Consider the following 19,873-nt stretch of genomic DNA (forward strand, 5'->3'; position numbering starts at 1 on the left):
ACTTCAGTAGGTCATCGCCACGCCGGGGTCGGCGAGCAGCGCGCCCACGTCGGCCAGGAACTGCGAGCCCTGCTGGCCGTCGACCACGCGGTGGTCGAAGCTGAGCGCCAGCTGGCACACCTTGCGCGGGACGACCTGGCCGTCCACCACCCACGGCATGTCCCGGATCGCGCCGAAGGCGAGGATCGCCGACTCGCCCGGGTTGATGATCGGGGTGCCCGTGTCGACGCCGAAGACGCCGACGTTGGTGATGGTGATCGTGCCGCCCATCATGTCCGCGGGCGTCGTCTTGCCGTCACGGGCGGTCGTGGCCAGGGCGTCCAGGGACACGGCCAGCTCGCGCAGCGACATGCGGTCGGCGTCGCGGACCTTCGGCACCACGAGACCGCGCGGCGTCGCGGCGGCGATGCCCAGGTGCACGTAGTCCTTGTAGACGATCTCCTGCGCCGCCTCGTCCCACGTCGCGTTGACGTCGGGCGTGCGGCGGACGGCCAGCACGACCGCCTTGGCGGCGAACGCCAGCGGCGTGAGCTTGACGTCGCGGAACTGCGGGGCGTTCTTCAGCCGCGCCCGCAGCTCCATCATCGGCGTCACGTCGACGGTCAGGAACTCGGTGACGTGCGGCGCGGTGAACGCGCTGTCCACCATCGCCTGCGCGGTCGCCTTGCGGACGCCCTTGATCGGCACGCGCCGCTCGCGCGACCCGGTCTCGACCGGCGCCGCGGCGGCGGCCGGGGTCGAGCCCGCGACGGCCTGCTCGACGTCTTCCCGCGTGATCACGCCACCCGGGCCGGAGCCCGCCAGCGCGCGCAGGTCGACGCCCAGGTCCTTGGCCAGCTTGCGCACCGGCGGCTTGGCCAGCGGCACGTAACCGCCCGGGGTCGCCGGTTCCGCGACCACCGGGGCGGGCGCGGGAGCGGAAACCGGAGCCGGAGCAGGCGCGGGAGCAGGAGCAGCTGCGGGAGCCGCGGCGACGGGAGCCGGCGCGTCCTTGCGCGGACGACGCTTCGCCGCACCGGCCCGCGGGCCGTAGCCGACCAGCGTGGCGATCCGGCCTCCCGGCATCTCCTCGCCGATCTTGCCGTTCGACGCGGGCGTGGACGCCGACGCGGGCGTCGGCGCGGCGGTCGGCGCCGAGCCGGACGGGTCCACGTCGATCGTGATGATCGGGACGCCGACCTCGACCGTCTGGCCGACCTCGACCAGCAACTCGGTCACCACGCCGTCCCACGGGCACGGCAGCTCGACGGCCGCCTTGGCGGTCTCGATCTCGACGATGACCTGGTTGACCTTCACCGCGTCACCCGGCTTGACGTGCCAGGTGAGGATCTCGGCCTCGGTCAGCCCCTCCGCCGTGTCGGGCAGGGGGAACTGCTTGAACTGCGGCACAGCTATCCCCCTACCAGGCCAGCGAGCGGTCGACGGCGTGCAGCACCCGGTCGAGGTCGGGGAGGAACTCCTCCTCCAACTTCGACGGCGGGTACGGGGTGTCGAACCCGGTCACCCGCAGCACGGGGGCCTGCAGGGAGTAGAAGCACTCCTGCTGCACCTTGGCCGCGATCTCGCTGGAGATGGAGGACTCGCTGGGCGCCTCGGTCACCACGACCAGCCGGCCGGTGCGCCGCACCGACTCGTACACGGGCGCGAGGTCCAGCGGCGAGAGCGAGCGCAGGTCGACGACCTCCAGCGAGCGCCCCTCCTCCTCGGCCGCCGCGGCGGCTTCCAGCGACGTGCGCACCATCGGCCCGTACGTCACCAGCGTGACGTCCGACCCGGTGCGCAGCGTGCGCGAGGCGAACAGCGGTCCGGGCGCGGCGGTCGTGTCGACCTCGCCCTTCTCGTAGTAGCGCCGCTTGGGCTCGAAGAACAGCACCGGGTCGTCGCAGTCGATCGCCTGCTGGATCATCCAGTAGGCGTCGGCCGGGTTCGAGCACGCGACGACCTTGAGGCCGGCGGTGTGCGCGAAGTACGACTCGGGCGACTCGGAGTGGTGCTCGACCGCGCCGATGCCGCCGCCGAACGGCACCCGGATCACCATGGGCACCTTGAGCCGGCCCTGGGTGCGGAAGTGCAGCTTGGCGACCTGCGACACGATCTGGTCGAAGCCGGGGAAGATGAAGCCGTCGAACTGGATCTCGCACACCGGCCGGTAGCCGCGGATCGCGAGGCCGACGGCGGTGCCGATGATGCCCGACTCGGCCAGCGGGGTGTCCAGCACGCGCTGCTCGCCGAAGTCCTTCTGCAGGCCGTCGGTGATCCGGAAGACGCCGCCGAGCTTGCCGACGTCCTCGCCCATCACGATGACCTTGGGGTCGGCCTCCATCGACGCGCGCAGGCCGTTGTTCAACGCCTTCGCGATGGTCAGCGTCTGCACCGCGGGCGCGCCCGTGGCGTCAGCGGTGGGGCGGTCCATGGTCGGAGCGGCCATCAGTGCTCACCTCCCGCGAACCCGGCGTGGTAGGCCAGGAACTCGTCGCGTTGCGCCTCCAGGACGTGGTTGCCCTCGGCGTAGACCTCGCTGAAGATCCGCCCGGCGGGCGGGTCGGGCAGGTTGACGCAGTAGTCGCGCAGCTCGATCGCGATCCGCTCGGCCTCGGCCTCGACCGACTCGAAGTACGCCTGGTCGGCCCACTGCTGCTTGACCAGGTGCACCTTGACGCGCTCGATCGGGTCCTTCAGCTTCCACAGCTCCAGCTCGTCGGACAGCCGGTAGCGCGAGGGGTCGTCGGAGGTGGTGTGCGCGTCCATCCGGTAGGTGAACGCCTCGATCAGGATCGGGCCGTTGCCCTGGCGGCACTCCTCCAGCGCCCAGCGGGTGACCGCGAGGGTGGCCAGCACGTCGTTGCCGTCGACCCGGATGCCGGGGAAGCCGTAGCCGCGCGCCCGCTGGTAGAGCGGGAGGCGGGACTGGCGCTCGGTCGGCTCGGAGATGGCCCACTGGTTGTTCTGGCAGAAGAACACCAGCGGCGCGTCGTAGACCGCGGCCCACACGAAGCCCTCGTGCACGTCGCCCTGGCTGGTCGCGCCGTCGCCGAAGAAGCAGATGGTGGCCTCGCCGTCGGCGTCGCCCACCTTGCCGTCGAACTTCTGGCCCATGGCGTAGCCGGTGGCGTTGAGCACCTGGTTGCCGATGACGATCGTGTACGGGTGGAACCGGGTCGCCACCGGGTCCCACGTGCCGTTGTCGGTGCCCCGGAAGATGCCGAGCAGGTCGGTCGGCTTGACGCCGCGCGTCCACGCGATGCCGTGCTCGCGGTAGCTGGGGAACGCCATGTCCTCCGGGCGCATGGCCCGGCCGGCGCCGATCTGCGCGGCCTCCTGGCCGAGCAGCGGCACCCAGATGCCCAGCTCGCCCTTGCGCTGCAGCGCGTTGGCCTCGCGGTCGACCCGGCGGACCAGGACCATGTCGCGGTAGAGCCCGCGCAGCTCCTCGGCCGTGATGTCGATGTCGAAATCCGGGTGCTGGACGCGCTCGCCCTCGGGGGTGAGCAGCTGCACCAGGTCGGCGCCGCCCTCGTCTGTCGCTCGCAAGCCTGCGATCACCTGTTCCGCTGTCGGTTTGGCAGCAGTGGCCGGCGCGGCATCCGGCCCTGGGTGCGTCCATTTCTCGGGGGACGACATGCGCCTTGTCTCCTCGTCTACGAGGCCGCCCGGTCGCTTGTGGCGAGCCTGCGCGGCTGCACCGCCAGTCGCCGTCGTCCCCGGGGTGTGGGGGTCGGGCAACCGTCGGCGCTGACGGTGTTCTCATCCACATCCTGACATGGCGTCACACGACATGGTGAGCCCCGTCCCAGTTCGTGACCTCCGGCGCAGCGGTCTGACGTGCGGTAACGGTTGGACGGCCAATCTTCGGCAGTCCGAGTAGAGCGTCCGACTACCGAACAGCCGCGTCCCGGTTACCGATCGTTAACCACCTTCCGTAGGGTTTCGGACACGCCGGGTCGACGGCAACGGCCCACGTCGGCACGGTCGCGTTGGATGGACTACCGACCATCGGCCGGACAGACCATTTCCACCACGCGAAACCCGCTCGGGTCCCGTTTCCGGGGGTCGCCGGCCGACCGGGCCGTGACAGGATCGGGGCGTGGACCGTTCAGCGCTGACCCGTACCGTTCGCGGGCTCTGGGACGACGACATCCTCCCGAGCCTGTCCGCCTTGGTCGCGGTACCCGCGATCTCCCCAGCCTTCGACCCCGAGTGGGCCTCGCACGGCCACCTGGCCGCCGCGGTGGAGCACGTGCGCGCCTGGCTCGCCGACCGCGACCTGCCCGGCGCGACCGTCGAGGTCGTCGAGCTGCCCGACCGCACGCCCGTGCTGCTGGTGGACGTGCCCGGCACCGCGCCGACGTCCGACACCGTGCTGCTGTACGGCCACCTCGACAAGCAGCCACCGGTCGGCGGCTGGGGCGAGGGCCTCGGCCCGTGGACGCCGGTCGTGCGCGACGGGCGGCTCTACGGCCGCGGCGCGGCGGACGACGGCTACTCCGGTTACGCCGCGATCGCCGCGATCGAGGGCGTCCGGCGCTCCGGCGGCACGCACTCGCGGTGCGTCGTGCTGCTGGAGACCGGCGAGGAGTCCGGCAGCCCGGACCTGCCCGCGTACCTCGAGCACCTCAAGCCGCGGCTCGGCGACGTGTCGCTGGTGGTGTGCCTCGACTCGGGCGGCAACGACTACGACCGGATGTGGCTGACCACGTCGTTGCGCGGGTTGGCGCAGGTCACGATGACGGTGCGGGTGCTGGAGAGCGGGCTGCACTCGGGCATGGCGAGCGGGATCGTGCCGTCGTCGTTCCGGATCGCCCGGCAGCTCCTCGACCGGCTGGAGGACTCCGCGACCGGCGAGGTGCTGGTGCGCGAGATGCACGTCGACATCCCGGAGAACCGGGTGGACGAGGTGCGCGACGCGGTGGCCAGCACGCCGGGCGTGCTGGTCGGGAGCGTGCCGTGGGCGGCGGGGACGCAGCCGATGGGCGCCGACGAGGTCGAGCTGGCGCTCAACTCCGGGTGGCGGCCGACGCTGTCGGTCACCGGCGCGTCCGGGCTGCCCGAGCCGGACGACGCGGGCAACGTGCTGCGGCCGTTCACCACCTTGGTGCTGAGCTTCCGGCTGCCGCCGACGGCCGACGCCGGTGCGTCGGTCGAGGCGGTGCGGCGGGCGTTGACGACCGACGTGCCGTACGGGGCGGTGGTGGAGCTGACCCGGGTGGAGTCCGCGGACGGGTGGAACGCGCCCGAGCTCGCGCCGTGGCTGCGGGAGACGTTGGACCGCATCGGCAAGGAGGTGTTCGACGCGCCCTGGCGGACGGTGGCGCTCGGCGGCTCGATCCCGTTCATGGGGCTGCTGCACGAGGCGTACCCGCAAGCGCAGTTCCTGGTCACGGGCGCGGTCGGGCCGGACTCCAACTGCCACGTGCCGGACGAGTGGCTGCACCTCGGGCACGCGGCCCGGATCACCGAGGCCGTGGCCGTGGTGCTGGACGCGCACGCGAAGCGCTGACGCGCGGGTGGACCGGGTGGCTCGCTGCCCGGTCCGCCGTCCAGCCCCGGCGCGGGCCGGCTCGTGAGCCCGGTCAGGCGGCCCACTTGCGGTTGAGGTCGCGGAGCAGCGCGAGGCCCGCGTCGGGGTTGGTGCCCGCGTACCGGCGGGCGCGGGCCAGTTCGTCGAAACCCAGGGCGGCCATGCGGGCCTCGGTGAGGTCCGCGGTGAAGGTCCGGGTGACCGTGGCGAGGAACTGGACGCGGGCGGCCACCGCGTCCTTGAGTTGGCGGACCCGTTCGGACCGGCCCGTGTAGGCGGCGCGGACGGCGTCGCCGTAGGTCTTGAGGTCGGTGGGCGGGCGTTCGTCGAGCAGGCGCAGCAGCCCGGTGACGCCCTCGCGGTCGTCCACGGCGGTCAGGGCGTCGGCGGTGGCCTGGCAGGCACGGGTGAGCTCGGCCTCGACGAGGGCGCGCACGACGTCGACGATGTCGCGTCCCGGCCGCTCGCGGCCGAGGTCCACGATCGACCGCGCGGTGCGCACGAGGTGGCGGGCCAGGCCGCCGGAGAACACGTACGCCAGGGCGTGGAACTGCTCCGACAGGTCGAGCACGTAGCGGCGGAGCAGCTTGCGCGCGTACGCGAAGTCCAGGTAGTCGACCCGCACCACCTCGTCGAACGAGCTGTCGAAGACGCTGCGCAGCCCGATGCCGGACAGCTCGAAGTCGTGCTGCGCCTCGGTGGAGACCGACACCAGGTAGTAGCAGCCCTGGACGTCGAAGATCGCCTTGATCTCGTTGAGCAGCCGCCGCGCGGGCTCCCCCGTGCCGATGCGGTCGAGCTCGTCGACGCCGATGATCACCCGGCCGGGTTCGCGCTCACGCTCGGTGGCCTGCTCGGCGGCGATCCGGCCGAGGAACACCCGGAAGCGCTTGACCACCTCGGGGTACGTCGGCGCGCGGCCGGTCAGCGTCACCGTGCGCTTGCCGGCCAGCTCGAAGCCCTTGAACCCGCCCTTGCCGCTGATCTCGTCGGCGTTCATCCGCACGTAGTTCAGCGAGGTCAGGTGCTCCCGCGCGGCCGACGCCAGCGGGTCGCGCGGCCCGAACCGGGCGAGCACCGCCTCGCAGACCTCGGCGAACAGGTGCACGACGAACTCCTGCGGCACGTAGTCCACCGGCGCGGACACCAGGACGGCCAGGTCGGGCGCACGGCCCGCCGCCGCGTACCGGCCGCCGCAGAACGCCCGGAGCAGGTTCGTCTTGCCCGCGCCGCGCGGTCCGGCGACGGCGAAGCTGCCGCCGTCGAGCCGGTCGACCAGCCCGGCCAGCACCGCGCCCGCCGGTGTCGGGACGTGCATCCGCAGCGGGTCGGCCCGGACGACCGCGAACGCCTCGCGCGCCGTGAGGGTGGTGGAGTGCACGGGCGGCGACGCCTCGTTCAGCCGGCTGTAGAGCACCGGCAGCACGCCGTCGACCACGACGCTGTCCTCCCAGGCCTTGAGCGCGGCACGCGCCACCTCGCTCCGGCCCGCGTGCGTGAAGCCGTCGAACAGCGTGCGGACGGTCCAGACAGCCGACAGCAGGACCGCGAACAGGCCGAGCAGCCCCGCCAACCGCCAACCACCGGGCAGCGATCCGAACAGCGGCTCCCAACCGAGCACGGGCAGCAACGCCCCGCACCACAGCCAGGCGATCACGAACCGGCGACTGAAGCCGTCGTCCGCGACGGACCACTTCAGCATCATGACCAGGTCGGCCAGGACCGCGAACGCCGCACCGCCCGCGGCGGCCGTGAGCACCCAGAGCCAGTGCAGGTGGAGCAGGGAGGTGACGAACGCGCCGAGGGCCGCGAAGCCGAGCACCGGCGTGACGAGCAGCACCCACCGCCCGATCGGGGCGTTCACCTCGAACCACGCCCACCAGCCCGGGCGCTCGGTCCGGTACCGCTGCTCGGCCTGGCCGGCCGCCGCCAGGACGGCGGTTCCCGTGCCGTCCAACGCGGTGAGCAGGTCTGCCCGCGTCACGTGCCCCGCGTCGACCGCCCGCCTCACCTCCGGCCGATCCAGCGCCGCGGCCACCGCGCGTTCCAGCACCCGCTCCGGCACGTCCGCGCCGCTGTGCCAGGGAGGTAAGTCGTAGTCCACGGAGCGTGACGATGACACCGCCTGACGGGGTTGGCAAACACCGCTCAGGACTGTGACCTAACCCGTCGGTAACCGGTTTACTGAACCGATGCCGCACACTGGCCGAGTGAACGAGCACAGCCGGCAAGCCGAGCGGACGCGGTTGGCGGAGTCCGACTCCCCGACCGCACCCTGGCGTCTCTGGGGCCCCTACCTGGCCGGACGGCAGTGGGGGACGGTCCGCGAGGACTACTCGGCGAGCGGCGACGCGTGGACGTCCTTCCCGTTCGACCACGCCCGCTCACGCGCCTACCGCTGGGGCGAGGACGGCATCGCCGGCATCTGCGACGTGCACGGCTTCCTCAACCTGGCCGTCGCGCTCTGGAACGGCCGCGACCCGATCCTCAAGGAGCGCTACTTCGGGCTCACCAACAACGAGGGCAACCACGGCGAGGACGTCAAGGAGCACTGGTGGGTGACCGACGGCACGCCGACGCACTCCTGGATGCAGGTCGTCTACCGGTACCCGCAGCGTGAGTTCCCCTACGCCGAGCTGCGCGAGATGGCCAAGCGCGCCGGCCGCAACGAGCGCGAGCCGGAGCTGTCCGACACCGGCGTGCTGGACGAGAACCGGTTCTTCGACGTCCGGGTGACCTACGCCAAGGCGGGCCCGAAGGACATCTGCGTCGAGCTGACCGCCACCAACCACGGCCCGGACCCGGCGCCGGTGCACCTGCTGCCGCAACTCTGGTTCCGCAACACGTGGGCGTGGGGCCGCGACGACCGCAAGCCGAGCCTGCGCGCCTGCACGCGGGACGGCTGGCGCCGGATCACCGCCGAGCACGCCGCGCTCGGCCGGTACACGCTGCACGTCGAGGGCACGCCGACGCTGCTGGTCACCGACAACGAGACCAACGAGGTCGAGCTGTTCGGCACCGGGCACAACGCGACCGGCCGCACCAAGGACGGCATCGACCGGTACGTCGTCGGCCGGGACGCCGGGGCGTGCCAGGTCGTCGGGCCGGACGACACCGGCGACCCCGGCACGAAGGTCGCCGCCTGGTACTCGTTCGACCCGGTCGAGCCGGGCGAGTCGGTCACCGTGCGGCTGCGCCTGGTGGACGGCGACGGGCACCTCGACGCGTTCGGGCCGAGCTTCCAGGACACGCTGGACCAGCGCCGGGCCGAGGCCGACGAGTTCCACCACACCGACCTCGACCTGGACCCCAAGCGCGCCGCCGTGGTCAGGCGGGCGCTGGCGGGCCTGATGTGGACCAAGCAGCACTACCGCTTCCGCACCCGCGAGTGGCTCGACGGCGACCCGGCGCAGCCCGCCGCGCCGACCTCGCGCAAGAACATGCACGCCCGCAACGCGCACTGGCGGCACTTCGACGTGGCCGACGTGATCTCCATGCCGGACGAGTGGGAGTACCCCTGGTTCGCCGCGTGGGACCTCGCGTTCCACACCGTGCCGTTCGCGAAGGTCGACCCGGCGTTCGCCAAGGAGCAGCTGCTCCTGCTGTGCCGCGAGTGGCTGATGCACCCCAACGGCCAGCTGCCCGCCTACGAGTGGGAGTTCGGCGACGTCAACCCGCCCGTGCACGCGTGGGCGGCGTTGCAGGTCTACCGGTCCGAGGAGGTCAAGGACCGCAAGTTCCTGGCCAAGGTCTTCCACAAGCTGCTGCTGAACTTCTCCTGGTGGGTCAACCGCAAGGACGCCGACGGCAGCTACCTGTTCGAGGGCGGCTTCCTCGGCATGGACAACATCGGACCGGTGAACCGGTCGGAGCCGATGCTGGGCCAGTGGCGGCTGGAGCAGTCGGACGCCACGTCGTGGATGGCGGCCTACAGCCTGCACCTGATGCAGATCGCGCTGGAGCTGGCGCGGCACGACGAGTCGTACGAGGACGTGGCCACGAAGTTCGTGGAGCACTTCCTGAGCATCGCCGAGGCGTCCACGCAGTTCGGTTCCGGCGGGCGCGGCATCTGGGACGAGACCGACGGCTTCTGCTACGACGTGGTGTCGCGGCGGCTGCCGGACGGGCACGTCGAGTCGCAGCCGGTGCGGGTGCGGTCGATGGTCGGCCTGATCCCCGTGCTGGCGTGCGCGGTGCTGGAGCCGTGGGTGTTCGAGGAGCTGCCCGACTTCGCGCGGCGGCTGGAGCACCTGCTGGCGAAGCGGCCCGAGCTGCAGCAGTTCCTCAGCCGCAGCGGCGGCGGCGCGCTGCTCAGCCTGCTGGACGAGCGCAAGCTGCGGCGCGTGCTGAGCCGGATGCTGGACGAGGGCGAGTTCCTCTCGCCGCACGGCATCCGCAGCCTGTCCGCGGCGCACCGCGAGGGCCTGGAGGTGCAGGTCGCCGACCAGGAGCACCGGATGGGCTACGAGCCCGGCGAGTCGCGCACGCCGATGTTCGGCGGCAACTCCAACTGGCGCGGCCCGGTCTGGTTCCCGACCAACGCCCTGCTCGTGGAGGCCCTGCGCACGATCGAGGAGTTCCACGGCGGAAGGTTCCACGTGGAACTTCCCACTCGCAGCACGCGGCACGTGACGGCCGGGCAGGCGGCGGACGAGCTGGTCAGACGCCTGGTGTCGCTGTTCCTGCCCGACCACGACGGCCGGCGGCCCGCGGACGGCAAGCGGATCGAGTCGACCGACTCACCCTTGTGGCGGGAGCACGTCACCTTCAGCGAGTACTTCGACGGCGACACGGGCGAAGGGCTGGGCGCCACCCACCAGACGGGGTGGACCGCACTGGTCGCGAGCCTGTTGACGGATCGTCGCCAAACCGGCGCTCTGGGTGAATCAATTGTGTGATTAATGCCAACCGGCTGAATGATTTGCGGCCATCTGCGCCCTGTGACGCAAGATTCATGCACACCGAAGTTCTGTAACACGCACGTGCTGTGCACCCAGTCACCCAAGTGGCAGTATGCCGAACACTCGACCGACACAGTTACGAGGAGTGACGCCGTGGCCCGTCGTACCAGGCACGCTGCGCTCGCCCTGTTCCCCGTGCTCGCCTTGGCGGCCACGATGACGGCGTGCGCGACCAAGGTCAACACCGGCTCGCAGGACAGCGGGTCGGGCATCTCCCTGGTCCAGAGCGGCAAGCTGGTCACCTGCACCCACCTTTCCTACAAGCCCTTCCAGTTCTCCGAGGGCGACAAGACCGTCGGCTTCGACGTCGACCTGGTCGATCTGGTGGCCAAGGAACTGGGCGTCACCCAGGAAATCTTCGACACCCCGTTCGAGACCATCACCTCCGGCGAGGTCTTCAACACCGGCAAGTGCGACCTGGCCGCGGCCGGCATGACCATCAAGCCGGACCGCGCCGAGGTCATCGACTTCTCCGAGCCGTACTTCGACGCCTCGCAGGCGCTGCTGGTCAAGAAGGACTCGCCGGTCAAGACCCTCGACGACCTCAAGGGCAAGAAGATCGGCGTCCAGCTGGAGACCACCGGCGAGATCTACGCCAACGAGAACGCGGCGAAGCACGGCTACACGGTCGTGCAGTTCGAGGACCTGCCGCTGATGGAGACCGCCGTGCGCACCGGCGCGGTGGACGCGGCCATCAACGACAACGGCGTGCTGCTGGACTACGTCAAGGAGTTCCCGGACACCGCCGTGGTCGCGGAGTTCGACACGCAGGAGAAGTACGGCGTCGGCTTCAAGAAGGGCAACACCGCCCTGAAGGCGAAGTTCGACGAGGTCCTGAAGAAGGCCAAGGACAGCGGCAAGTACGACGAGATCTACGAGAAGTGGTTCGGCAAGAAGCCGGAGTCGAAGTAACCGGCTGACGACGGGGCCGGTGCGACCGCACCGGCCCCGCGCCTTGTCCACCCCAGCCCACGAGGTAAACCCACATGGCACTCTCCAAGCGCCAACGCGCGAAGGCGTTCCGCGCCGGCCAGTACGCGTTGCTGGTCGTGGTGGCCGCCGTCCTGGCGGTCGTCGCCGACTGGGGCGAGATCCAGCGCAGCTTCTTCAACCTCGAGATCGCCGCGGAGATGTTCCCGAACGCCATCACCGTGGCGTTGAAGAACACGCTCGTCTACACGGCCCTCGGCTTCGCGTTCGGCCTGGCGCTCGGCCTGGTGCTGGCGCTGATGAAGCTCTCGCCGGTCGCGCCGTACCGGTGGCTGGCCACGATCTACATCGAGTTCTTCCGCGGTGTGCCGGCGCTGCTGGTGTTCATCGCGCTGAGCTTCGGCGTGCCGCTGGCGTTCGGGCTCCAGTTCGACATCTACTCGACCGTGATGCTGGCGCTGGGCATCGTCGGCGCCGCGTACATGGCCGAGACGATCCGCGCGGGCATCCAGGCGGTGCCGAAGGGCCAGATCGAGGCCGCCCGCTCGCTCGGCATGTCGCAGGGCCGCACGCTGCTGACCGTGGTGATCCCGCAGGCGTTCCGGATCATCCTGCCGCCGCTGACCAACGAGCTGATCCTGCTCACCAAGGACTCGTCGCTGATCTACATCATCGGCCTGGCCCGCGACCAGTACGAGCTGACCAAGTTCGGCCGCGAGACGCTGAGCCGGTCGCCGTCGCTGACCCCGATCCTGGTGGTCGGCCTGTGCTACCTGCTGATCACGCTGCCGCTGGGCCACCTGTCGCGGTACCTGGAGCGGCGCACGGGCGGCAAGAAGATCAGCACGCCGGAATCGACGGGGTTGGGGGTGTCCGCGTGAGCGAGGTGGCGGTCGAGATCACCGGGCTGAAGAAGTCGTTCGGCTCGCTGGACGTGCTCAAGGGCATCGACGTCCGGGTCGAGCGCGGTGACGTCGTGTGCATCATCGGGCCGTCCGGCTCGGGCAAGTCCACGCTGCTGCGCTGCGTGAACCTGCTGGAGGAGCCGACCGGCGGCAAGATCGTGGTCAACGGCACCGAGCTGACCGACCCGGACGTGGACATCGACGCGGCGCGCACCCGCATCGGCATGGTGTTCCAGTCGTTCAACCTGTTCTCGCACCTGAGCGTGCTGAACAACCTCATGGTGGCGCAGCGCAAGGTGCTCAAGCGGGACGCGAAGCAGGCGCAGGAAGTCGCGTTGCGCAACCTGGAGCGGGTCGGGCTGTCGGACAAGGTCAACGCCATGCCCAACCAGCTCTCCGGCGGCCAGCAGCAGCGCGTGGCGATCGCGCGGGCGCTGTCGATGGACCCCGACGTGATGCTGTTCGACGAGCCGACCTCGGCGCTGGACCCGGAGCTCGTCGGCGACGTGCTCGGGGTGATGCGGCAGCTCGCCGACGAGGGCATGACGATGCTCGTGGTGACGCACGAGATGCAGTTCGCCCGCGAGGTGGCCGACCGGGTGCTGTTCATGGACGGCGGGTACGTCGTCGAGGAAGGCCCGGCCGAGCAGGTCATCGGCGCGCCGCAGCACGAGCGCACGCAGTCGTTCCTGGCCCGCGTGCTCGACCCGACGCACCAGGGGCCGACCGGCGCCTGACCCCTGGGTGCGCCGATCCCGCCACGGGTGTCGGTCGGTGCCCCTATTGTGCTTTCCCATGGCTGAGTCGGGGGCGCGCGGGCTGGACGTGTTCGACCCCAGCCCGCCCTGCTCCGCCCGGCTGGCCGCCGCCGAGGTGCTGCGCGGCGTCGGCGAGCCGGACGGCACGTGGCGGTTACCCCGGCGGCGGGCCGGGATGCCGCCGGTGGTGCGGGTGGCGGACAAGTTCCTGACCGGCGTGCTGGACCTGCGCGCGGTGGAGTTCCCGTACCTGCTGGAGTTCGTGCGGTGCCGGTTCGAGGAACCGCCGGACCTGCGGCAGGGCAAGCTGGCCGGCATCGAGTTCGCCGACTGCTGGCTGCCCGGCCTCTCGGCGCGGAACCTGAGCAGCGCCAACGAGGTCTCGCTGGCCGGCAGCACGGTCGAGGGCCTGGTCGACCTGGTCGACGCGGACGTGGCCGGTTCGCTGTCGTTGCGGGACAGCGCCCTGGTCCTGCCCGACGGGATCGCCCTGCACGCCGACCGGTTGAAGGTCGCCGGAGGCCTGCTGGCGCAGCGGGTGCGGGTGACCGGCGAGCTGCGGATGGCGGGCGCGCACGTCGGCGGGTACTGCAACTTCAGCGGCGGGCGGCTGACCAACCCGCTCGGCCACTCGGTCAACGGCACCGGGCTGCACGTGGGCGGCAACCTGCTGATGAACGGCTGCACGTTGCGCGGCACCGTGCTGCTCGCGGGCGCGCGGGTCGACTCGGCGCTGACGCTGCGCGGCTCGACCGCCGCCGAGGGCCGGGCCGACGACGACGCGCTGGACCCGCACTCCGACCCGAACGCCACGCTCGTGTTCGACCGCATCGCGGTGGACGGCGACGTGCAGCTGGACCGGGGCTTCCGCAGCGCCGGCACCGTGCGCATGGTCAACGCCTCGCTCGGCGGCACGCTGTCGCTGTCCGGCGGCGAGTTCGACGCGATGGGCGAGGCGGACAGCGAGCCGACCGGCTACGGCCGCGCGTTGGCCACGGACACCGCGGAGCCCACGGGGTTCGGGCGCGCGCTGCACCTGGACGGCACGACGGTCGGCGGTGACATCATCGGCCGCCAGGCGACCGTGCGCGGCCAGCTGCGCATGGTCGACCTCCAGGCCAAGGGCAGCCTCATCCTCGACGGGTCCACCTTGGACAACCCGAGGGCGGACGCCGTGCTGGGCAACCGGTCGCGCATCGGCAGCAACTTCGCCGCGCGCGAGGTCGAGGTGGCCGGCGGGTTGGAGCTGCGCGCGGTGCACGTCGGCGCGAACCTCGACCTGCGCGGCAGCCGGATCACCCAGCCGGGCCGGTACCGGCACCAGCCGGCGGGCAAGCCGTCGCTCGACGTCGGCGGCGCGATCATCGGGCGCGACCTCATCTGCGCGCGTGGTGCGAAGGAGTTCGTCGCGCACGGCGGCGTGCGGGCCAGGCGGGCGCAGGTGGGCCGGATGGCCACGTTCGCGGGCGCCGTGCTGGGCGACAAGCTCGACGCGCACGCGTTGAACCTGCTCGGGATGGCGGTGCAGGAGCTGGAGCTGACGCCGATCAGCCCGCCGCGCGGCGACGTGACGCTGCGGCAGGTGCGCTGCACGGTGTTGGACGACAACGAGGTCTTCTGGGGCGCGACCGGGCGGATCGACCTGGAGGAGTTCCGCTACGACTCGCTGCGGCACCCGATCGACCTGCGTGACGACGACGAGGTCGACCGGCGGCTGCGCTGGCTGCGGCAGGCGATGCGGCGCACGTACCGGCCGGGTCCGTACGACCAGTTCGCCGAGATGCTGCGCGCGGGCGGCAACGACGAGCACGCGGCCACCGTGCTGGTGGAGAAGCAGCGCCTGCGGTACCGGGCGGTCGCCGAGGGCCGCCGCCGGCTCCGACCGCTCGTGCTGCTGTGGAGCTGGCTGCAACGCGCGATGGTCGGCTACGGCTACCGGCCGGCCCGCGCGCTGGCCTGGCTGGTGGTGGCGTGGCTGCTGGGCAGCATCTGGTTCGCCACCGGGCCGGAGCTGGAGGAGATCAACGCGGACGACGAGCTGTCGTGGAACGCGTGGCTGTACACCATCGACCTGGTGGTGCCGATCGTCGACTTCGGCAACAAGAACCGGTGGAACCCGCCGGGCCTGTCGCAGTGGATCGCGTCCGGGCTGATCGTGACGGGGTGGGTGCTGGCCACGACGGTGGCGGCGGGCGTGACCCGGCTGCTGAAGCGCTGACCCCGCTCATTCGCGTACGTGGCCTGGCCGGTCGACGGCGTGACCTAGGGTGGCGGCCGTGACGGATCTGGTGCTGGCACTGGACGTCGGCGGCACGAAGATCGCCGGTGCGCTGGTGGACCGGGATGGCGCGGTGCGGCGGGCGGTCCGGGTGGCGACGCCCCTCGGCGCGGCGGAGGAGACCTGGGGCGCGGTGGCGTCCGTGGTCGAGGAGGTCCTGCGGGGCGAGGGCGTGGCGGGGGTCGGCATCGCGTCGGCCGGGCCCGTGGACGCCGACGCGGGGACGGTCAGCCCCATCAACGTGCGCGGGTGGCGTGGTTTCCCGTTGCGCGACCGCGTGTCCGCGTTGCTGCCCGGTGTGCCGGTGGAGCTGGCGGGCGACGGGCCGTGCATGGCGCTCGGCGAGCACTGGCTCGGCGCGGGCCGGGACAGCCGGTTCATGCTCGGGCTCGTGGTGAGCACGGGTGTCGGCGGTGGGCTGGTGCTCGGTGGCCGGGCGTTCGGCGGGCGCACGGGGAACGCCGGGCACATCGGGCACGTGGTGGTCGAGCCGGACGGCGAGCCGTGCACGTGCGGTGGGCGCGGGTGCGCGGAGACGGTGGCCGGTGGGCCGCGGATGGTGGCCTGGGCGCGCCGGCAGGGCTGGGCGGCGCCGGACGAGGCGGACGCGGCGCACCTGGCGGCGGCCGCCGGCGCGGGCGAGGAGATCCCGAAGGCCGCGTTCGAGCGGGCCGGGCGGGCGGTCGGGCTGGCGATCGCGGCCACGGCCGCGGTGGTCGACCTGGACCTCGCCGTGGTCGGCGGCGGCGTGGCGCAGGCCGGTGACCTGCTGTTCGACCCGATCCGCCGGGCCGTCGCCGACCACTGTGGACTGTCCTACCTGGACTCCCTGCGCGTCGAGCCCGCCCGGCTCGGTGGCCAGGCGGGACTCGTCGGCGCGGCGAGGTTGGTGCTCGGCTAGTGCGGTGACCGGCGTCCTTCGCCGGTCACCGAGCCGGCTAGTGGACGGCGATGGGCTTGACCCGGTCGCTGTCCTCGTCCACGTGGTAGTCGTCGCCCTGCGTCTCGTCGGTCCCGTTGAACCACCGGGCCTTCTTGGCGATCAGCGTGACGATGACGGCGACCAGCAGGTTCGCCACGACGGCGAGCGCGCCGACGTAGATCTGCACGACCGACCCGGCGAACGGGTGCCAGCCGAACAGCGACAGCTGGCCCAGCGGCAGCGCGGAACCGGCGAAGTGCGACTTGCCGACGGCCGGGTTGCCGATGTTGTACAGCAGCCACATGCCCCAGCCCATGCCGACGACCCAGCCCGCGATGAGGCCCCACACGTGGAACCACCGCGTGTAGAGCGCGATCGCCACGGCCGGCAGCGTCTGCAGGATCATCACACCGCCGATGAGCTGCAGGTCGATGGAGAACTGCGGGTCGATGAACACGATGAACGCGACCGCGCCGAACTTCACCACCAGCGACGCCAGCTTGGCCTGCTTGGCCTCCTGCGCCGGCGAGGCGTCCTTCTTCAGGTACTCCTTGTAGATGTTGCGCGTCCACAGGTTCGCCGCCGCGATGGACATGATCGCCGCAGGCACCAGTGCGCCGATCGCGATGGCCGCGAACGCCACGCCCGCGAACCAGCTCGGGAACTCCTGGCCGAACAGCACCGGGATGATCGTGTTGGTGTCCGGGCGGCCGGTGGCCTGGTTGGTGATCGGCTTGGCGCCCGCGGAGATGGCGACGAAGCCGAGCATCGCCAGCAGGCCCAGCAGCAGCGAGTACGCGGGCAGCGCGACCATGTTGCGCTTGATCACGTTGCGGCCGCGCGAGGCCAGGATGCCGGTCAGCGAGTGCGGGTACAGGAACAGCGCCAGCGCCGACCCCAGCGCCAGCGTGGCGTACTGGAGCTGGTTGGTGCCGGTCAGGACGATCCCGTCGGCCTTGCTCTCGGTCGCGGCGTACTTCGCCTGCGCGGTGTCGAAGATCGCGCCCCAACCGCCGAACTTGGACGGCAGGTAGATCACCGCGACCAGGATCACGATGTAGATCAGCGTGTCCTTGACGAACGCGATCAGCGCGGGCGCGCGCAGGCCCGACTGGTAGGTGTAGAGCGCGAGGATCACGAACGCGATGAACAGCGGCAGGTGGCCGAGGATGCCGGAGCCGTTGAGGCCCATCGTGCGCAGCACGGCCTCCAGGCCGACGAGCTGCAGCGCGATGTACGGCATGGTGGCCACGATGCCGGTGATGGCGACCAGCAGCGCGAGCCAGTGCGAGCCGTACCGGCCGCGGACGAAGTCGGCCGGCGTCACGTAGCCGTGCACGCGGGACACCGACCACATGCGGACCAGCGGCAGGAACACGATCGGGTACAGGATCACCGTGTACGGCAGCGCGAAGAAGCCCATGGCGCCGGCGCCGAAGACCAGCGCGGGCACGGCCACGAACGTGTAAGCCGTGTACAGGTCACCGCCGACCAGGAACCAGGTGATCCACGAGCCGAACTTGCGACCGCCCAGGCCCCACTCGTCCAGGTGATCGAGGGTGTCGCCCGCCTTCCACCTGGCCGCGACGAAGCCCAGGACGGTGACCAGCAGGAACAGCGCGCTGAACACCACCAACTCGGTCCACTGCATTACTTGGCCCCCTCGTCCAGGTCGTCCACGCCCAGCCGGTCCGGCTTGCCCTTGACGACGGGTTCGTCCTTGGTCTTGACGTAGACCAGGCCCACGCAGAGCACGCCGACCGGGACCCAGGCGAACTGGTACCAGTAGAAGAACGGCAGCCCGAGCACCCTCGGCTCATCGAAGTTGAACCAGGGCGTGACGAGCATGAGCAGCGGGACCACCAACAACAGGTTCCAGTTGCTCCAGCGGAGGCTGGATTTTCGAGCAGACGGCATGTGCCCCTCCGTACGGCGGCCCGGTGACGCGGTGTCGCGCATGGTAGGTCGGAGGAGGGACAGTAGTCACCATGTCGGGTGCATTACCGACTCATGAAGTAGCTGGATCGTGACCAACTACCGCTCCGCGCGCAGCCCGGTGACCAAGTGCTTCTCGGCGCGGTCGAAGTAGGTGAGCAGCGCTTCTTCGGCCTGCCGAACCTCGCCCGCGTCGAGGCGGTCCACGATGGACTGGTTCAACGGCAGGTAGTCGCGGTGGAACTCCTCGGGGTCGCCCATCACGTGGAACGCGAGCCGCACCTCGGCCAGCAGCCGCTCCATCTCCTCGTCCAGCCGGGCGCTGCCGGCCAGCGCGGTGATGGCCTGGTGGAACTTGACGTTCGCGGTGCCGACGCCGGTCCAGTCGTCCTGGTCGCGGAAGGTCGAGCCGAGGGCGACGGCGTCGCGGACGGCCCGCCTCGCGTCCTCCGCCACGTGCGGCCAGCGGCGGACCGCGCCGCACTCGATGACCCGGCGCGCGGCGTAGAGGTCCACGATGTCGGGCACGTCGGGGCGGCGGACGAACACGCCCTTGCTGTACTCGTGCACGAGCAGGCGTTCGTGGGTGAGCAGGCGGAACGCCTCGCGCAGCGTGTTGCGGGAGACGCGGAGGGCTTCGCCGAGGGCCTTCTCGTTGAGCTGCTGCCCGGGCTTGATGTCGCCGTCGAGCACCCTGGTGCGCAGCTTGTCCGCCACGCGCTCGGCGGTGCTGGAGCGGTCGAGGTCGCCGCGGTCCTTCGCGAGGGCGGTCAGCCACCCGTCCGCCTGAGCTGTGGTCATGGTGACCGAGTCTAGTGCCCCACAAGTCAAATGGAGTATTGAAGGATCGTTGAACAATCCCTACATTGAACGACAGGTGAGGGGAGGGTTCATGGACCTCAACGCGGACCTGGGCGAGGGCTTCGGCCGCTGGGCCCTGGGTGACGACCGGGCGCTGCTCGACGTCGTGACCAGCGCGAACGTCGCCTGCGGCTTCCACGCCGGTGATCCGGAGACGATGCGGCGGACGTGCGAGCTGGCGGCGGCGCGGGGCGTGGCGGTGGGCGCGCACGTCGGGTACCGGGACCTGAACGGCTTCGGCAGGCGGTTCGTCGACGTGGCGCCGGAGACCCTGACCGCCGAGGTGCTCTACCAGTTGGGCGGGCTGGACGCGTGTGCCCGTTCGGCGGGGACGCGGGTGGGGTACGTCAAGCCGCACGGCGCGCTCTACAACGCGCTGGTCGCGCACGAGGCGCAGGCCGACGCGGTGGTGGACGCGGTGCGCGCGTTCGACCCGGCGCTGCCGGTGCTCGGGCTGCCGGGCGCGGTGTGGTTGAAGCGGGCGGAGGTGGCCGGGCTGCCGGTCCGCTACGAGGCGTTCGCGGACCGGGCCTACACGGCGCTCGGCACACTGGTGGACCGGCGGCGGCCCGGCGCCGTGCTGCACGACGTGGGCGCGATCGCGGCGCGGTGCGTCGTGCTGGCGACCGAGGGGCGGGTGCGTGCGGTGGACGGGCAGGTGCTGCGGATGCCGGTGGACTCGATCTGCGTGCACGGCGACAGCCCCGGCGCGGTGGCGGTCGCGCGGGCGGTGCGGTCGGCGTTGACCGACGCGGGTGTGGTGCTGGGCCCGTTCTCCGGCGGGTTGGACCGGTTGAGCGCGTGA

General features: G+C 71.3%; 15 protein-coding genes. 8 read left to right on the forward strand and 7 right to left on the reverse strand.

Annotated features, from left to right (window positions below; translation table 11 throughout):
* Positions 1-3 precede the first annotated feature (3 nt).
* Genes AB0I91_RS04970 through pdhA form a run of 3 tightly spaced genes read right to left on the reverse strand, consistent with a single transcriptional unit; the run spans position 4 to position 3,621 of the window.
* A complete protein-coding gene (locus tag AB0I91_RS04970) occupies positions 4-1,389 on the reverse strand; it encodes a dihydrolipoamide acetyltransferase family protein (protein WP_499635282.1) in 1,386 nt (461 codons plus the stop codon).
* A gap of 10 nt (positions 1,390-1,399) precedes the next feature.
* The gene (locus AB0I91_RS04975) at positions 1,400-2,428 is read right to left on the reverse strand and encodes an alpha-ketoacid dehydrogenase subunit beta (protein WP_498771592.1); all 1,029 of its coding nucleotides are present in this window, start codon (positions 2,426-2,428) and stop codon (positions 1,400-1,402) included.
* Positions 2,428-3,621, reverse strand: coding sequence for a pyruvate dehydrogenase (acetyl-transferring) E1 component subunit alpha (gene pdhA / locus AB0I91_RS04980; protein WP_498771590.1), 1,194 nt, complete (start codon positions 3,619-3,621; stop codon positions 2,428-2,430). The genes AB0I91_RS04975 and pdhA overlap by 1 nt, the downstream gene beginning before the upstream one ends.
* A gap of 463 nt (positions 3,622-4,084) precedes the next feature.
* Here pdhA and AB0I91_RS04985 point away from each other — a divergent pair, with 463 nt between their 5' ends.
* Positions 4,085-5,497 carry a M20/M25/M40 family metallo-hydrolase gene (locus tag AB0I91_RS04985; protein ID WP_498771588.1) on the forward strand — a complete coding sequence of 471 codons (1,413 nt, stop codon included), beginning with the start codon at positions 4,085-4,087 and terminating at the stop codon, positions 5,495-5,497.
* Between the two features lie 73 nt (positions 5,498-5,570).
* On the opposite strand, the gene AB0I91_RS04990 is transcribed toward AB0I91_RS04985, so the two are convergent.
* A complete protein-coding gene (locus tag AB0I91_RS04990; protein ID WP_499635285.1) occupies positions 5,571-7,622 on the reverse strand; it encodes a hypothetical protein in 2,052 nt (683 codons plus the stop codon).
* A 106-nt stretch (positions 7,623-7,728) separates the two neighbouring features.
* Between AB0I91_RS04990 and AB0I91_RS04995 the strand changes: the two genes are divergently transcribed.
* From AB0I91_RS04995 to AB0I91_RS05020, 6 genes are all read left to right on the forward strand, one after another.
* Entirely contained in the window at positions 7,729-10,416 is a 2,688-nt protein-coding gene (locus tag AB0I91_RS04995; protein WP_498771583.1) for an MGH1-like glycoside hydrolase domain-containing protein, read from the forward strand.
* 156 nt (positions 10,417-10,572) lie between these two features.
* Positions 10,573-11,391 carry a transporter substrate-binding domain-containing protein gene (locus AB0I91_RS05000; RefSeq protein WP_498771581.1) on the forward strand — a complete coding sequence of 273 codons (819 nt, stop codon included), beginning with the start codon at positions 10,573-10,575 and terminating at the stop codon, positions 11,389-11,391.
* A gap of 74 nt (positions 11,392-11,465) precedes the next feature.
* The gene (locus AB0I91_RS05005; protein ID WP_498771579.1) at positions 11,466-12,290 is read left to right on the forward strand and encodes an amino acid ABC transporter permease; all 825 of its coding nucleotides are present in this window, start codon (positions 11,466-11,468) and stop codon (positions 12,288-12,290) included.
* Positions 12,287-13,051 (forward strand): amino acid ABC transporter ATP-binding protein, encoded by a 765-nt coding sequence (locus AB0I91_RS05010; RefSeq protein WP_499635288.1) that lies wholly within the window; start codon positions 12,287-12,289, stop codon positions 13,049-13,051. The genes AB0I91_RS05005 and AB0I91_RS05010 overlap by 4 nt, the downstream gene beginning before the upstream one ends.
* Before the next feature lie 58 nt (positions 13,052-13,109).
* Entirely contained in the window at positions 13,110-15,290 is a 2,181-nt protein-coding gene (locus AB0I91_RS05015) for a hypothetical protein (protein ID WP_499635291.1), read from the forward strand.
* 58 nt (positions 15,291-15,348) lie between these two features.
* On the forward strand, positions 15,349-16,251 hold the full coding sequence (locus tag AB0I91_RS05020; RefSeq protein WP_499607788.1) for an ROK family protein: 903 nt from the start codon (positions 15,349-15,351) through the stop codon (positions 16,249-16,251).
* 37 nt (positions 16,252-16,288) lie between these two features.
* Here AB0I91_RS05020 and mctP read toward each other — a convergent pair whose 3' ends face one another.
* From mctP to AB0I91_RS05035, 3 genes are all read right to left on the reverse strand, one after another.
* Positions 16,289-17,923, reverse strand: a complete 1,635-nt coding sequence (gene mctP / locus AB0I91_RS05025) for a monocarboxylate uptake permease MctP (protein WP_498771571.1) — start codon at positions 17,921-17,923, stop codon at positions 16,289-16,291.
* Positions 17,923-18,189 (reverse strand): DUF3311 domain-containing protein, encoded by a 267-nt coding sequence (locus AB0I91_RS05030; RefSeq protein WP_498771569.1) that lies wholly within the window; start codon positions 18,187-18,189, stop codon positions 17,923-17,925. Before AB0I91_RS05030 ends, mctP begins: the two co-directional genes overlap by 1 nt.
* A gap of 117 nt (positions 18,190-18,306) precedes the next feature.
* Positions 18,307-19,008 carry a GntR family transcriptional regulator gene (locus tag AB0I91_RS05035; RefSeq protein ID WP_499607785.1) on the reverse strand — a complete coding sequence of 234 codons (702 nt, stop codon included), beginning with the start codon at positions 19,006-19,008 and terminating at the stop codon, positions 18,307-18,309.
* Positions 19,009-19,099: 91 nt separating this feature from the next.
* On the opposite strand from AB0I91_RS05035, the gene AB0I91_RS05040 reads away from it, so the two are divergent.
* Positions 19,100-19,873: a LamB/YcsF family protein gene (locus tag AB0I91_RS05040; protein WP_498771565.1), complete on the forward strand. Its 774-nt coding sequence runs from the start codon at positions 19,100-19,102 to the stop codon at positions 19,871-19,873.

The sequence above is a fragment of the Actinosynnema sp. NPDC049800 genome, assembly GCF_040656635.1.
Taxonomy (GTDB): Bacteria; Actinomycetota; Actinomycetes; order Mycobacteriales; family Pseudonocardiaceae; genus Actinosynnema.

Bases quoted from the DNA above. Each gene is read 5' to 3' on its own strand.
- AB0I91_RS05030 (WP_498771569.1), bottom strand. From the start codon at position 18,189: ATGCCGTCTGCTCGAAAATCCAGCCTCCGCTGGAGCAACTGGAACCTG.
- AB0I91_RS05005 (WP_498771579.1), top strand. From the start codon at position 11,466: ATGGCACTCTCCAAGCGCCAACGCGCGAAGGCGTTCCGCGCCGGCCAG.
- AB0I91_RS05015 (WP_499635291.1), top strand. From the start codon at position 13,110: ATGGCTGAGTCGGGGGCGCGCGGGCTGGACGTGTTCGACCCCAGCCCG.
- mctP (WP_498771571.1), bottom strand. From the start codon at position 17,923: ATGCAGTGGACCGAGTTGGTGGTGTTCAGCGCGCTGTTCCTGCTGGTC.
- pdhA (WP_498771590.1), bottom strand. From the start codon at position 3,621: ATGTCGTCCCCCGAGAAATGGACGCACCCAGGGCCGGATGCCGCGCCG.
- AB0I91_RS04975 (WP_498771592.1), bottom strand. From the start codon at position 2,428: ATGGCCGCTCCGACCATGGACCGCCCCACCGCTGACGCCACGGGCGCG.
- AB0I91_RS05040 (WP_498771565.1), top strand. From the start codon at position 19,100: ATGGACCTCAACGCGGACCTGGGCGAGGGCTTCGGCCGCTGGGCCCTG.
- AB0I91_RS05035 (WP_499607785.1), bottom strand. From the start codon at position 19,008: ATGACCACAGCTCAGGCGGACGGGTGGCTGACCGCCCTCGCGAAGGAC.